This window comes from bacterium, assembly GCA_018814885.1.
Classification (GTDB): domain Bacteria; phylum Krumholzibacteriota; class Krumholzibacteriia; order LZORAL124-64-63; family LZORAL124-64-63; genus JAHIYU01.
The window spans coordinates 14,453-28,525 of the sequence record JAHIYU010000081.1 but is presented as its reverse complement, the minus strand read 5'-3'; the positions used below and the strand labels follow the sequence as shown (position 1 = coordinate 28,525).

At 67.4% G+C, this 14,073-nt stretch carries 13 protein-coding genes; all 13 read left to right on the top strand.

Translation table 11 applies throughout. From position 1 onward, the window contains the following. The coding region (locus KJ554_05005; GenBank protein ID MBU0741697.1) for a hypothetical protein at window positions 1–476 on the top strand (476 nt) is incomplete at its 5' end. Window positions 477–484: 8 nt separating this feature from the next. Then, window positions 485–919 (top strand): 3-dehydroquinate dehydratase, encoded by a 435-nt coding sequence (locus tag KJ554_05000; GenBank protein MBU0741696.1) that lies wholly within the window; start codon window positions 485–487, stop codon window positions 917–919. Between the two features lie 82 nt (window positions 920–1,001). Next, window positions 1,002–1,559, top strand: a complete 558-nt coding sequence (efp, locus tag KJ554_04995; protein ID MBU0741695.1) for an elongation factor P — start codon at window positions 1,002–1,004, stop codon at window positions 1,557–1,559. A gap of 36 nt (window positions 1,560–1,595) precedes the next feature. Next, complete coding sequence (accB, locus tag KJ554_04990) at window positions 1,596–2,057, top strand: acetyl-CoA carboxylase biotin carboxyl carrier protein (GenBank protein ID MBU0741694.1); 462 nt, start codon at window positions 1,596–1,598, stop codon at window positions 2,055–2,057. A gap of 148 nt (window positions 2,058–2,205) precedes the next feature. Further along, window positions 2,206–3,591 (top strand): acetyl-CoA carboxylase biotin carboxylase subunit, encoded by a 1,386-nt coding sequence (gene accC, locus KJ554_04985; GenBank protein MBU0741693.1) that lies wholly within the window; start codon window positions 2,206–2,208, stop codon window positions 3,589–3,591. 55 nt (window positions 3,592–3,646) lie between these two features. Continuing rightward, a complete protein-coding gene (locus tag KJ554_04980; GenBank protein ID MBU0741692.1) occupies window positions 3,647–6,001 on the top strand; it encodes a DNA translocase FtsK in 2,355 nt (784 codons plus the stop codon). Next, window positions 5,998–7,422, top strand: coding sequence for a MiaB/RimO family radical SAM methylthiotransferase (locus KJ554_04975; protein ID MBU0741691.1), 1,425 nt, complete (start codon window positions 5,998–6,000; stop codon window positions 7,420–7,422). Before KJ554_04980 ends, KJ554_04975 begins: the two co-directional genes overlap by 4 nt. A 17-nt stretch (window positions 7,423–7,439) precedes the next feature. Beyond that, a complete protein-coding gene (locus KJ554_04970; protein MBU0741690.1) occupies window positions 7,440–8,135 on the top strand; it encodes a hypothetical protein in 696 nt (231 codons plus the stop codon). 38 nt (window positions 8,136–8,173) lie between these two features. Next, window positions 8,174–8,947: a tetratricopeptide repeat protein gene (locus tag KJ554_04965; protein MBU0741689.1), complete on the top strand. Its 774-nt coding sequence runs from the start codon at window positions 8,174–8,176 to the stop codon at window positions 8,945–8,947. Next, window positions 8,944–9,540: a nicotinate (nicotinamide) nucleotide adenylyltransferase gene (gene nadD / locus KJ554_04960; GenBank protein ID MBU0741688.1), complete on the top strand. Its 597-nt coding sequence runs from the start codon at window positions 8,944–8,946 to the stop codon at window positions 9,538–9,540. Before KJ554_04965 ends, nadD begins: the two co-directional genes overlap by 4 nt. Window positions 9,541–9,547: 7 nt before the next feature. Continuing rightward, entirely contained in the window at window positions 9,548–12,322 is a 2,775-nt protein-coding gene (gene polA / locus KJ554_04955; protein MBU0741687.1) for a DNA polymerase I, read from the top strand. After that, on the top strand, window positions 12,315–12,947 hold the full coding sequence (gene coaE / locus KJ554_04950; GenBank protein ID MBU0741686.1) for a dephospho-CoA kinase: 633 nt from the start codon (window positions 12,315–12,317) through the stop codon (window positions 12,945–12,947). The genes polA and coaE overlap by 8 nt, the downstream gene beginning before the upstream one ends. Window position 12,948: 1 nt before the next feature. Beyond that, window positions 12,949–14,056, top strand: a protein-coding gene (gene prfB, locus KJ554_04945; GenBank protein MBU0741685.1) for a peptide chain release factor 2 whose coding sequence is annotated in 2 segments (ribosomal slippage) — window positions 12,949–13,002 and window positions 13,004–14,056 — 1,107 coding nt in all. Because the reading frame shifts where the segments join, the coding sequence is not laid out codon by codon here. Window positions 14,057–14,073 lie beyond the last annotated feature (17 nt).

The window sequence follows — 14,073 nt, the reverse complement described above, 5'->3', positions numbered from 1 at the left end:
CGCTGGACCCGCAGCGCAGCCATACCCTCCCGGATAATGATGCGGAACCGGTGCGGACGGTGCCCGACCCGGCGAAAGGGACCGCACACGAGCCGGCGCGGACCGTGCTGGCGGATCAAGGGCAGACGACAGTGACGGAGTCCGCCTCGGCCACGCCGGGCACGACCGCCACCGAGCTCGCGGCGGGAACGCCGTCGGCTGACGCGGTGCCGGCGATGTTCGTGACGCGCACGCTGGCGGACATCTACCTCGCGCAGGGGCACAAGGACAAGGCCCTGCGCATCCTCTACCAGGTCCTGGCGGCACATCCCGGGCGCGAGGATATCGTGGCCCGCATCACCGAACTGGAGGCCGGCGCCGAGACGACGGCGACGCGCGGGTCCGCAACCGGGACCGGGGCACCGGACGCAGGAGCGGACGGCGGCAACCGGGACCGCTTCGACGCCTGGGTCGCCGGGCAGGACAGGGAAGGCTGACCATGCCGATGCACAGGATCGCCGTCCTGAACGGACCCAACCTCGGAGAGTTGTCGTCGCGCGAGACGGAGCATTACGGCGACCTCGCGTACGACGAACTCGAGCGCTACTGCATCGATTACGGGCGGGAACTCGGATTGGACGTGCACTGCCGTCAAACGGACGGCGAGGGCGAACTCGTCCGGCTGATCCACGAGAGCGCCGCGGCTTGCGACGGCATCGTGCTGAATGCCGCCGCGTATACGCACACCTCGGTGGCGGTCAGGGACGCCCTGCTGTGCGTGAGCGTGCCGGTGGTGGAAGTCCATCTCTCGAATCCCGCCGCGCGCGAGGATTTTCGCCGCCGCAATCTCATCGTCGACGTCGTGTCGGGGAGCGTGGCCGGATTCGGGTCGCGCGGATACGGTCTGGCCCTCTCCGGGCTGAAAGAGCTGCTCGCTTGAGCCCGGGATTGCCAAGCGGTCCGAGGCGTGTTATCAATTGTCGTTCCTGGAGACGAGGCAGAAACCCGCAAGCGAGGCAGAGTTGGCAGATACCAGCGATTTCCGCAATGGCATGGTGATCGATTACCGGGGCAACCTGTGGTCCATCGTGGAGTTCCAGCACGTCAAACCCGGCAAGGGTCCGGCCTTCGTCCGGACCAAGCTCAAGGCGGTAAAATCCGGCAAGGTCGTGGAAGAGACGTTCCGGGCCGGGGAGAAGGTCGAGGAAGTCAGGCTGGAGAGGCGGGACTATCAGTACCTCTACGTGGACGGCGACTTCATGACCTTCATGAGCCTCGAGACCTACGAGCAGATATCCCTGCCCAAGGATACGCTCGGCGACCTCGCAAAGTACGTCAAGGAGAGCGAGACCGTCAGCATGCTGTTGCGGGAGGGCATGCCGCTGACCGTCGAACCTCCGCACACGGTCGGGCTGCAGGTCGCCAGGGCCGACCCCGGCGTGCGCGGCGATACCGCCCAGGGCGGCACCAAGCCCGCAACCATGGAGACGGGCCTGGTCGTGATGGTGCCGCTGTTCATCGAGGAAGGCGAAGTCCTGAAGATCGATACCCGTACGGGTAAATACCTGGGGCGCGTCTAGGACGTATTCTGCCCAGCACAGGAAAGGGACGCCACCATGGATCTCGACAAGGTTCGCGAACTGGTCAAACTGGTCGAGGACAGCCTGATCGACGAGCTGGAAATCTCCAGCGAGGATACGACCATCAGGATCCAGAAACACGCCACCCCCCAGGTCCTGGGCATGGCGGCGTCCGTTCCCGCCATGCAGGCGCCGATGCTGCCGACGCCCGAATCCGCGGCAGAATCCGCAGCCGCCAGGAACCCCGAGCGGGCCAAGTGGAAGGAGATACGTTCACCCATCGTGGGCACCTTCTACCGCTCTCCGTCGCCCGAGTCACCGGCCTTCGTGAACGTCGGCGATGCGATTTCGGCCGGCCAGACGCTCTGCATCATCGAGGCCATGAAGGTCATGAACGAGATCGAGGCGGAGTTCAGCGGCGTGATCAAGGAGATCACGGCCGAGAACGCCAGTCCGGTCGAGGCGGAAGCAATCCTCTTCCTGGTGGATCCTTCCTGACCTCTGTGTCGTCCCATCGCTGCGCGCTCCCCGCAAGGGGGGCGCGTCACCGTTCAGGGCGGTTGGCGCTTGCCATTTTGCTGCAGTGGCGAGACAATGGCTCACGCCCCTGCGCGGCAGGGTTGAGGCCGTTATCCGGGAGAAATTGATGTTCAAGAAGATACTCGTGGCAAACCGAGGCGAGATCGCGTTGCGCATCATGCGCGCCTGCCGGGAGATGGATATAGCCTGTGTGGCGGTTCATTCCACCGCCGATGCCGAGTCCCTGCACGTCAAGTACGCCGACGAGTCGGTGTGCGTGGGCGGCAAGCAGAGCAGCGAGAGTTACCTGAACATCCCCAACATCATCGCCGCGGCGGAGATAACCGGCGCCGACGCCCTCCATCCCGGCTACGGCTTCCTGGCCGAGAACGCCGCATTCGCCGAGATCTGCGACGAGAACAGCTTCGCCTGGATCGGGCCGCCGGGCGACGTCATCAGCCGGATGGGCGACAAGGCCGTCGCCCGGCAGACGGCGCGCGAGGCCGGCGTGCCCACCGTTCCCGGGAGTCCGGGCCTGATCGGGAGCGTGGAGGAGGCCGAGGCCTTCGCCGCGCAGATCGGTTATCCGGTGATCATCAAGGCGACCGCTGGCGGCGGCGGCAAGGGCCTGCGCGTGGCGCGGGACGTGGAGGATCTGCGCTCGGGATACGTCACGGCCAGGTCGGAAGCGGGCGCATCCTTCGGCAATGACGGGGTTTACGTCGAAAAATTCCTGCAGAACCCGAGGCATGTGGAGATCCAGATCCTCGGCGACAAGCACGGCCACGTGGTCCATCTGGGCGAGCGCGACTGCTCCGTGCAGCGCCGCCTCCAGAAACTTATCGAGGAGGCGCCCTCACCGGCCGTCTCGCCCGCACTGAGGCGCCAGATGGGCGAAGCCGCGGTCAAGCTGGCGCGGACCGTGGGCTACGACTCCGTCGGGACCGTCGAATTCCTCCTCGACGAGGACGGATCCTACTACTTCATGGAGATGAATACCCGCATACAGGTCGAGCACCCCGTCACGGAGATGGTGACCGGCATCGACCTGCTGAAGTACCAGATCGCGGTGGCTGCCGGAGTGCCTCTCGATTTCGGGCAGGACGACGTGCACCTGCAGGGCCATGCCATCGAGTGCCGCATCAACGCCGAGAACCCGACGCGCGACTTCATGCCGTGCCCCGGACGCATCTTCTTCTACCACGCGCCCGGAGGCCCCGGCGTACGCGTCGACAGCCACGTCTATTCCGAGTACAGCATTCCCCCGTACTACGATTCGCTGCTGGCCAAGATCATCACCCACGGCAGGGACCGGGAAGAGGCCCTGATGCGCATGCAGAGGGCGCTGGAGGAATGCGTGATCGAAGGCGTGCCCACATCCATCCCCTTCCACCTGGAAGTCCTGCAGAACAAGATTTTCCGCGCCGGCGAGGCCACCACCAAGTTCCTTGATAGCGAGATGGACGGTCTCAAGGAGGCGATCGAAGCTCGTGTCATCGCGGAAGAAGCATAAGGGCGGGGCGCATGACAGCTGGTGGCAATCTCCCCGCTTCGGGGGACTGCTCCACGTGTCCCTGGGATTGTACGCTGTCCTGGCCTTGACAGGCGACGGGCCCCACTGGGGCGACGTGCTGGCCGGCGGACCGTTGACCGGCCTGTTCCGCCCCGATCACCCGGGAGGGCCGGTCGGCTCGGGCCTCGCCTTCGCCTGCCGGGTCGTCTTCGGCAGCATCTGGTGCTGGGCCGTACCCGCCTGGTTTCTCTGGCGGGGCGCGCGGCTCGTGGTGCGCGGGGCTTCCCGGTTCCTGCCCCTCGGCGGTAGGCTGCTGACGTTGTGTCTGGCTTCGGCCGCCTGGCTCGCCCAGCCCGCAGGACCGCTTCCCGGCGAGGCGGCAGCCCGCTCGGGTGGGGCGGTCGGCTGGTATCTGGCCAGCGGTTTCCACGCGCTGTTCGGCCGCTGGGGCGGACTGATCTTCCTGACCTTCTTCCTGCTCTCGGCCCTGGTCCTCGTCGCCCGCCCCTGGCTCGGTCCGCTGCTGGACAGGCTGGCGTCGGTGGGCGTCGCCGTGTCGCTGGGCTTCGGCGCCGTCGGCCGGGGTGTGTGGTGGCTGGTGGCGTTGCCGGCGCGCGCCGTCAAGGCTCTCTGGTCCCTGTGGCGCGGCGTCGGTGGGGACATGGCGGACTGGCGACGCAACAGCCGGCTGGAGGCGCAGACGAACAACGTGCCACCGCATGTCGGCGCGGGCCGGACCACGGCTCCCGCACGGGCGACACGTATGGTGCACATGCTGGAACCCGCGGCGGGGCCGTCCGACCTGCCGACGCAGACGGAACCCTCGGTTCCCGTGACGACGGTCACGCGCGGCAAGAGGGGCGGGGGCTCCGTCAGCACCGCCGTGCAGAGGCCCCCGGCCGGGGATGGCGAGTTCCCCGAGGTGGACGGAGGGCTCGTCGAGCCCGGCGCGCGCATACCCCTGCCGGACCTGGACCTGCTGCACGACACGCCCGCCGGTGGAACGCAGATGACCGCGAGCGTCCTGAACGCCTCGGCGGACCTGTTGGAGGAGACCCTCCGCTCTTTCGGTGTGGAAGGAACGGTCAAGGACGTGCGTCCGGGGCCGGTGGTGACGACTTTCGAGTACCAGCCCGCCTCCGGGATCAAGGTCAACGCCATCGTGCAGCGCTCCGACGATCTGGCCCTGGCCATGAAGGCGCGATCGATCCGCATGGAGGCGCCCATACCCGGCAAGGCCGCCGTGGGCATCGAGATCCCGAATCCCACGCAGGAAATCGTGTCGATGAAGGAGGTCTTCACGCTCGCCGCCGACCAGCTGCGCAAACCGCTGAGCGTCGTCCTGGGACGGGACGTCTTCGGCGATCCCGTTTCGATCGATCTCGCGGACCAGCCGCACCTGCTGGTCGCCGGGGCGACGGGCAGCGGCAAGAGCGTTTGCATCAACGCCATGATCTGTTCGCTGCTGCTGCGTTGCGATCCCGCGACGGTGAGGCTATTGCTCATCGATCCCAAGATGCTGGAGCTGAACGTCTACAACGACGTGCCGCATCTGCTGACGCCCGTGGTGACCGATCCCAAGGAGGCGCTGCGGGCCTTGAAGTGGATGGAAGCGCAGATGGACCACCGCTACCGGCGCCTGTCCCGTCACAGCGTGCGCAACATCGAAGCCTACAACCACAAGGTGGCGACGGGACTGGTGACCGGCGACGACGGCGAACCCGTCACCGAGCCGATGCCCTACTACGTGTGCATCGTCGACGAACTGGCCGACCTCATCATCCAGCTGGGCCAGGAGATCGAGCTGCCCATCACGCGCCTGGCCCAGAAGGCGCGGGCGGTCGGGATCCACCTGGTGCTGGCCACGCAGCGTCCGAGCGTCGACGTGCTCACCGGCGTCATCAAGGCCAACATACCCTGCCGGATCGCTTTCCGCGTGATCCAGAAGAACGACTCCCGCACCATCCTCGACGCCAACGGGGCGGAGAAACTGCTCGGCAAGGGCGACATGCTCTACCTGCAGCCCGGGCGCGCCCGGCCCATCCGCCTGCACGGCGCCTACCTCGAGGTCGATGAGTGCGAGGCGATCGCCGCCCACTGGCGGGAATACACGGAAGTCACCCGGCACATCGCGTTGGCCGAGGAGCGGGACGACCTGTCCGGGTTCGAACTGGAGTCGGATCCACTCTTCGAGCGCGCGCGGGAGATCGTCGTGTTCTCCCAGCACGGTTCCACGTCCATGCTCCAGCGCAAGCTGCAGGTCGGCTATGCACGCGCCGGAAGGCTGATGGACCTGCTGGAGCAGGCGGGCGTGGTCGGTCCCTTCATCGGCAGCAAGGCGCGCGAAGTCCTGATGCAGCCCGACGTGCTCGAGGCGCTGGAGGCCGCGGACGGGGAAGATCCGCTGTGACGGGAAACCGTTCCGTATTCATCACGACCCTGGGCTGCGACAAGAATCTCGTCGACTCCGAAGCCTTGCTGGGAAGGTTCATGGCGCGGGGGATCTCGCTCGTGGAGGACCCCGACGCCGCCGACATCCTCGTCGTCAACACCTGTGGCTTCATCGAGGCCGCCCGCCTGGACAGTTATGACGCCATCGCCACCCTCTGCGCGCGCAAGGGCGGGCGCACGCTCGTGGTGACCGGCTGCCTCTCGCAGGAACAGGGCGCCGCCCTCGCCGGGCGCTTTCCCGAGGTCGATCTGGTCAGCGGCGTGGGCAACTTCGACCGGATCCTCGAGGCCCTTGAGGCCCGCGCGGACCGCATACCCATCGGTCGGCCCGGGGACGCACGCTACGACGGCCTCGCCGACCGTCCCCTGCTGACACCGCCCCACCTGGCGTTCGTCAAGATCAGCGAGGGGTGCAACTTCCGCTGCGCGTTCTGCCGGATCCCCACGATTCGCGGGAATCAGCGCTCGCGGCCGGTGGCGGAGATCGCCGGCGAGGTGGCCCGGCTGGCCGGCCGTGGTGTCGCCGAGATCATGCTCGTCGCGCAGAATACCAGCGATTACGGACGCGGCCAGGGCGAGGACCTGCTGGATCTGGTACGCGTCCTGGGCGGGATCGCGGGTCTGCGCCGGATACGCATGCATTACCTGTATCCCGGCCTGATCGACGGCGACCGTTTCCGGCGCATCCTGGAGACGCCCAAGGTCGTCCCTTACGTGGACATGCCGATCCAGCATGCGTCGCCGCGTATCCTGAGGCGCATGAACAGGCCCTTCGCCGTGGACGAACTGGAACGCTTCTTCACCGGCCTGCGCGCCGAGAGGCCGGGCGTGGTCCTGCGCACGACCATCCTGCTCGGCTTTCCGGGCGAGGAGGAGGAGGACGTAGAGGTCACGGCCGATTTCCTGTCGCGTATCAGGTTTGACCATGTGGGGACCTACCGTTATTCTCCCGAGGCGGGGACGCCGGGCGCCGAGAGGGCGGACACGCCGGATCCCGAGGAAGTCGCGGACCGCGAGGCGCGTCTGCTGGACCTCCAGCACGACATCTCGCTCGTGCGCCAGCTCTCGCGCCTCGGCCAGATCGACGAGGTGGTGGTCGACGACATCGGCGACCTGACGTCCTGGCGGGACCTGACCGCGGAGCTGGAACGCGCGGCTGTCGCGCAGAGCCGTGATGATGCGGAACCGTCCGCAGCGCCGGGACGTTTGTTCACGGGCGGCGAGGTGGCGGTGGCGCGCGGCACCGCCCAGGCCTACGACGTCGACGGAGTGATTCTGATGCCGGCGCACGGTTTGTCCGTCGGCCAGTGGTTGCGTGCACGCACCCTGGCGACGACCCCTTACGACTCCCTGGCCCTGCCGGTCGGAATGGACGGCTGACCAGAAAGGAAGCCGAGATGCGATCCTGGCTCGTGTTTTGCTGCTTGTTCCTGTCGTTGCCCCCGGTGGCGGCAGCAGGCGAGGAGTCCGGCCCGGCGGCGGCGCCGGCGTTCGAAGCGGCGGCGGCCGATACCATCCGCACCAACCTCTGGGTGACCCAGGCGTTGCTGACGGGTATCGCCCGCGAGGTGGTGGCAGCCGTACCGGGCCAGGGACGACGCGTCTCTCTGCGCGCCAGGGGTAAGCACGAGGCGTTGCCCCTGTTCGAGACAACGCTCTATGCGACGCTGCTGGAGTCCGGACATCAGGCCTATCTCGACGAAGCCGAAGCGGACAAGACGGATCGTCCGATCCGCCCCGCGGCTGCAGATATCGAGATCAGGTATTTCTTCGAGACCTGTGAGCTGGGCTATCCCGAGGTCGGACGCAAGTTCGGTCTCTGGCACCAATGGATCGACCGCGAGATCGAGATCAGCGTGTTGGTCGGCGTGGTGGATCTGGCCAGCGGGCGTCTGCTCATGGACGAACGCCTGCAGAGGCGTTTCTCCGACCGCCTGCCCTCTGACTACCTGAAGCTCGTAGACGAGCCCACCTACAAGTTCACGTCGGCCGAGCCGGCCGAAGGCGGTATCCGGACGATCCTGGAAGAGCTGGTGGTGCTCGGCGCCCTATCGGGTCTCGAGGCCATCTATTTCACCAACACGGGCAACTGAGCATGGTGTCGAAGGATACCGGGCGTCGGAGGTTTGCCTTGACTGTCAGAACCAGTGTCCATCGCCTCGCCCGCGCCCGTGGCTTGGCGTGTCTGCTGCTGGCGGCCGGACTGGCCGGTTGCGGCGCCCACAATCCCTACCCGGCGGGAACGTACGAACGCGCGGCCGCCTATCGGGAGCACGGGAAGCATCGGGAAGCGATCGACGCCTACGCCGCCTTCCTCCGGCAGAGCCCCGTCGATTCCCTGGCGGTCCAGGCGCAATTCGAGAAGGCCATGAGCTACATGGCGGAGAAGGAATACCCGCTGGCGACCGTCGAGCTGCAGATCCTGCGGCAGGAATATCCGGACAGCGAGCTCGTGGAGCAGGCCGTCTTCGAGGAAGCCCGCGCGTATCTGCTGCAGGTGGGCAGGACCGAACGCGACATCACGCCTGCCTACGACGCGCGGATCCGCTTCGTATCATTCTTGAGCACCTATCCCGCCTCGTCCCGGGCGCCGGAGGTGAGACAGTACCTGGTGGACATCAGCGATCTCGTCGTGCGCAAGCGGCTTCGCCAGCTCTCGGTCTACAAGCGACTGGGCAGGCAGGAGGCGATGGCGATCACCCTGGACCGGCTCATCGAGGAGGAGACGACGAGCAGCCTGCGCGGCGGCGTCATGCTGCGCCGGGCGCGCCTGGCCCGGGACATGGGGGACACGGCCGCAGCGCGTGCGCTTTGCGGCAGGATCGCGGCGGAATATCCGAATACCGGCGAGGCTGCGCGGGCAGCCGTCCTGCTGGAGAAACTGCCGTCTGCGAGCGGGCCATGAGACTGGCTCTCTTCGGCGGCTCCTTCGATCCGTTCCACAACGGACATCTCGCCGTCGTGAGGGAACTGGGCGATCGCGGCCTCTGCGAACAGGTCTTGATCTCGCCGGCGAGGATTTCACCGGGGAAACCGGCGCCACTGGCCGCCGGGCATCACCGCGAAGTCATGGCGGTGCTCGGCGCGGCCGAGCACGCGTACGTATCAGTGCTGGACCTAGAGCTGCGTCGCCCCGGTCCCAGCTATACTGTGGAGACGCTCGCGGAACTGTCCCGCGGACGCCCCGGCGACGAATGGCTGCTGATCGTGGGCGCCGACGCCTGGCGGGATTTCCGGACCTGGCACGACCCGGATCGCATCCTGGAGCTGGCGCGGATCGTGGTTTTCCCGCGTCCCGGCATCGACCCGGACCCCGCGTCCTCCACGCCGCGCGTCACTCTGCTGGAGGACTTCCTGGTGCCGGTCACGTCCACGGCGATCCGGCGCCGCATCGCCGCCGGCGAATCCGTGACGCACCTGTTGCCGGGGCGCGTGCTGGACTATATCCGCCTGCACGGTCTGTACGGGTGCCCTTGCGCCGCGGATGACGGGGGGTGATTCTCTCGTGTCGATGATCATCGTGGACGGCTCCGCGCTCGTCTACCGCGCCCATTACGCCTTCATAAAGCGGCCGCTCACCGCGCCGAGCGGCGAGACCACGTCCGTGGCCTTCGGCTTCTTCAACAGCCTCCTGCGCCTCATCGCCGCCCGGAAGCCCGAGTATCTCGTGATCGTCTTCGACGAGAAGGGGAAGGTCTTCCGCCACGAGATGTACCCGGACTACAAGGCGAACCGCAAGCCCATGCCCGATGATCTGGCGGACCAGCTGCCCCGCCTGCACGAGCTGCTCGCCGCCTGGGGCGTGCCGGTCCTTTCCCGCGCCGGATACGAAGCGGACGATATCATGGCCACGCTAGCGCGCACGTCGGGCCGGATCAGCGATAAGGTCTGGTTCTACACCGGCGACAAGGACTTCTTGCAGCTGCTGGACGAGCGCACGGCCATGCTGAAGCCGGGGCGCCGCAACAGCGATGTGACGGAATTCACGGCCGACGACGTGCGGCGCGAATTCGGCCTGGAACCGGCGGCGCTCAGCGACGTCTTCGCGCTCGCCGGCGACAGCAGCGACAACATACCCGGTGCGCCGGGCGTGGGCGCCAAGACGGCCACGAAACTGATCCAGGAATACGGTTCGCTGGCGCGTCTCTACGCGGATCTCGATGCGACGGAGCTCACACCGCGCCTCAAACGCGTCCTGGGCGAGCACCGGGAGCAGGTCTTCCTGTCGCGGAAGCTCTTCCGGATAGACGATGCCGTTCCCCTGGAGATCGAATGGTCCGACTTGCGCACCAGGTTGCCGACGAGCCCCGCGGTGCGCGCGCTGCTCGACGAGCTCGGACTGCGCCAGATCCTCGCCCTGACCGACAGGCTCGCGGAGCGGGACGGCGCGGGAGAAAGTGGCGACGTCGAAACGGCGGCGGCCCCGGACGCCCGCTGGAACCTCCGCGCCCGCGGGTACCGCCTGCTCGGCGACGCGCCCGCACTGGCCGCGTACCTGGAATCCGTTCCGGCGGATGTCCCGCTGGCCGTGGACACGGAGACGGACGGACTGCGTCCGGACACCGCGCGGCTGGTCGGCATCTCGCTCTGCGCGCGGCGGGGAGAGAGCGTTTATATCCCCGTCCTCGTGCGCGCCGTCGCGGCGCAGGGCGATCTCTTTCCGGGCGACGCCGAGGACAACCTGGACTGGATCCGGCCCGGACTCGCGCCGGTCCTCGCGGATCCGGACCGCCTGCTGGTGGGCCAGAACCTCAAGTTCGACCGGTGGATCCTGGACCGGCACGGACTGCCGCTCGGCGGCAAGGTCTTCGACACGATGGTCGCCGCCTACGTCCTGGACCCGGGGCGCCAGCGATTCGGCCTCGACGAACTGGCGCGGGACTACCTCGAGCTGGACATGATCCCCTACGCCGATCTCTTCGGGCCCGGGGACCGCGCCAAGGACATCCTGTCCGTGCCGTTGGAGCGACTGGCCGTTTACGCCGCCGAGGATGCCGATGCGACCCGGAGGCTCCACGAGCTGTTCGTGGCGGAACTGTCCGGTCAACCGGTCCTGGCCGACCTGTTCGAGACCATGGAGACGCCCCTGACGGAGGTGCTCTATGCCATGGAAAAGCGCGGTATCGCCCTGGACCTGCCGTTCCTCGCGGGTCTCGGTGAGACGTTCCGCGCCGAACTGGCGGTTCTCGAGCAGAAGATCCACGAGACAGCGGGCAAGGAATTCAACGTCCAGAGTCCCCAGCAGCTGGCGGCGGTCCTGTTCGAGGATCTCGGGCTGAAGCCGGTGAAGAAGACGTCTTCCGGCTGGAGCACCGACGTGTCCGTCCTCAGCGCCCTGGCCGAGAAACACCCCTTGCCGGGGCAGGTTCTCGAGCACAGGCAACTGGCAAAGCTCTTGGGGACTTACGTCGACAGCTTGATGGAACTGGTCAATCCCGACAGCGGTCTCATCCACACGTCCTTCAACCAGGCGGTGACCGCGACGGGCCGGCTGTCTTCGTCGGATCCCAACCTGCAGAACATACCGGTGCGGTCCGAGCGGGGGCGTCAGATCCGCCGGGCGTTCGTCCCCCGCACCGAGGGCGCGGTCTTCGTCTCGGCTGATTATTCCCAGATCGAGCTGCGGCTGCTGGCGCACCTGTCCGGGGACGAGAAGCTGATCGAGACCTTCCGCGCGGGCGGGGACGTGCACAGGCGCACCGCCGCACTTGTTGGGGGCGTCGACGAGGATGCGGTCACCGGTGAGATGCGCGGCCGCGCCAAGGCCATCAACTTCGGTGTCATCTACGGCATGGGCGCCCGGGCGCTGGCCCGGCAGCTCGGCATCACCACGCGCGAGGCTTCCGGCTTCATCGACGGGTATTTCCGCACCTATCCAGGCGTCAAGCGGTACGTCGCCGCCCGCCGGGACCAGGCCCGGCAGACGGGCGCGACCGAGACCCTGTTCGGACGCCGCCGCGCGCTGCCCGAGATCATGTCCGACAACAACCGCCTCCGCAGCTTCCAGGAACGCGTCGCCGTCAACACCCCCATCCAGGGCAGCGCGGCCGACCTGATCAAGCTGGCGATGCTGGAGGTAGAGAACAGGCTCGCCGACGCGGGATTGGCGTCGATGCTGCTGCTCCAGGTTCACGACGAGCTGCTGCTGGAGTCGCCGGCCGCGGAGGTCGAACGGGTGACCGCGCTCGTTCGCGACGCCATGTCCGGCGTGTACGCGCTCGACGTGCCGCTGGTGGTGGACGTGCACGTGGGCGCCGACTGGGCGGAAGCCCATGGGTGACGGCGCCCGCAGGTTGCGCAGATGGGTCGTCACCGGTCCCGTCGGCGCCGGCAAGAGCCTCGTGACGTCGACCCTGGCCGGACTGGGCGCCCATATCGTCGACGCCGACGCCGAGGGGCATGGCGTGCTGCACGATCCTGCGGTCGTGGCGGAGATCGCCGCGGCCTTCGGCGCATCGTGTGTCGCCGCCGGTGCCGTGCGCCGGGACGCTCTGGCCGGGATCGTCTTCGCCGACGGGCGGGAATTGTCCCGGTTGAACCGGATCACCCACGGCCGGCTCAGCGCGCGCCTCGCCGCCAGGCTGGACGAGCTGGAGCGAGAGGCCGGGCAGCCGGGCCTTGCAGTCGTCGAGGCGGCCGTGTACTTTCTGCTACCGTCCTTCGGTCCGGTGGATCTGGTGATCGCGGTCACAGCTCCGGAGGCACTGCGGGCGGACCGTCTCGTCCGCTGCGGGCGTCTGGACGGCGCGGAGGCCCTGGCGCGGATCGCCGCCCAGCGGAGCATGACGGCGGACTTCACCCGGGCCGATGTGGTGCTCGACAATTCCGGTTCCGCGGAAGAACTGCGGCGCGCCGTCGCCGCGATCCACGAAACATACATGCGCGGGAACATCCCGGGGGGTTGACATGAAGGAGCATCTCGAGGCACTCGCCGAGCAGAAGTCGCGATTGACGCGCTTGAAGGAGTGTCTTTGACCTGCCCGCCTTGAACGCAGAGCATGACGGGTTGCTGGAGCGTCAAGCCACTCCCGGTTTCTGGGACGACCGCGAAGCGGCCGAGAAGGTGCTCGGCCGGGCCCGCCGGCTCAAGCGCTGGCTCGACCCCGTCGCGGGCGCCGAACAGTCCTGCGAGGATCTCGAAGTGCTGGCCCAGCTGGCCGGCGAGGAGGACGATCCCGAGACCGCCGCGGAAGTGGCGGCGGGCGTGGCCGAACTCGGCCGCACCCTCGACCGCCTCGAAGCCCAGTTCCTGCTGAGCGGTCCCGACGACGCGCGCGGCGCGTTGATAGAGATCCACCCGGGGGCGGGCGGCACGGAGTCGCAGGACTGGGCCGAGATGCTGCTGCGCATGTACAAGCGCTACCTCGAGCGCAACGACATGTCCCACGGCGTACTCGATCTGCAGGGCGGTGAAGAGGCGGGCATCAAGAGCGCTGTCATCGAGGTCAAGCACGACTTCGCCTACGGCTACCTCAAGAGCGAATCGGGCGTGCACCGGCTGGTGCGCATCTCGCCCTTCGACGCCCAGAAACGGCGGCACACGTCCTTCGCCTCGGTCTTCGTGTTTCCCCTGGTCGCGGACGACGTGGAGCTCGAGCTCAACGAGGCCGACATCCGCATGGACACCTACCGAGCCAGCGGCGCCGGCGGACAGCACGTCAACAAGACCGACAGCGCGGTCAGATTGACCCACGAGCCGACGGGCATCGTGGTCCAGTGCCAGAGCGAGCGCTCCCAGCTGCGCAACCGCGAGAGCGCCATGAAGATGCTGCGTGCCAAGCTGTACATGCAGGCGCGCGAGGAGGAGCGGAAGAAACGACAGGAGATCGAGGACAACAAGATGGAGATCGCCTGGGGCAGCCAGATCCGCTCCTACGTGCTGCATCCCTACACCAAGGTCAAGGACCATCGCACCGATCACGAGACGGGGAACACCGCCGCCGTGCTCGACGGCGAACTGGATGATTTCATCGACGCCTACCTGCGCCATACGAGCCGGGCGGCGTCGGAGTAGAGACCGACGAAGGAGGA

What these genes read in the sequence shown, in the direction of transcription:
- KJ554_05000 (MBU0741696.1), top strand. Translation starts at nt 485, where the DNA reads ATGCACAGGATCGCCGTCCTGAACGGACCCAACCTCGGAGAGTTGTCG.
- accB (MBU0741694.1), top strand. Translation starts at nt 1,596, where the DNA reads ATGGATCTCGACAAGGTTCGCGAACTGGTCAAACTGGTCGAGGACAGC.
- accC (MBU0741693.1), top strand. Translation starts at nt 2,206, where the DNA reads ATGTTCAAGAAGATACTCGTGGCAAACCGAGGCGAGATCGCGTTGCGC.
- KJ554_04970 (MBU0741690.1), top strand. Translation starts at nt 7,440, where the DNA reads ATGCGATCCTGGCTCGTGTTTTGCTGCTTGTTCCTGTCGTTGCCCCCG.
- nadD (MBU0741688.1), top strand. Translation starts at nt 8,944, where the DNA reads ATGAGACTGGCTCTCTTCGGCGGCTCCTTCGATCCGTTCCACAACGGA.
- coaE (MBU0741686.1), top strand. Translation starts at nt 12,315, where the DNA reads ATGGGTGACGGCGCCCGCAGGTTGCGCAGATGGGTCGTCACCGGTCCC.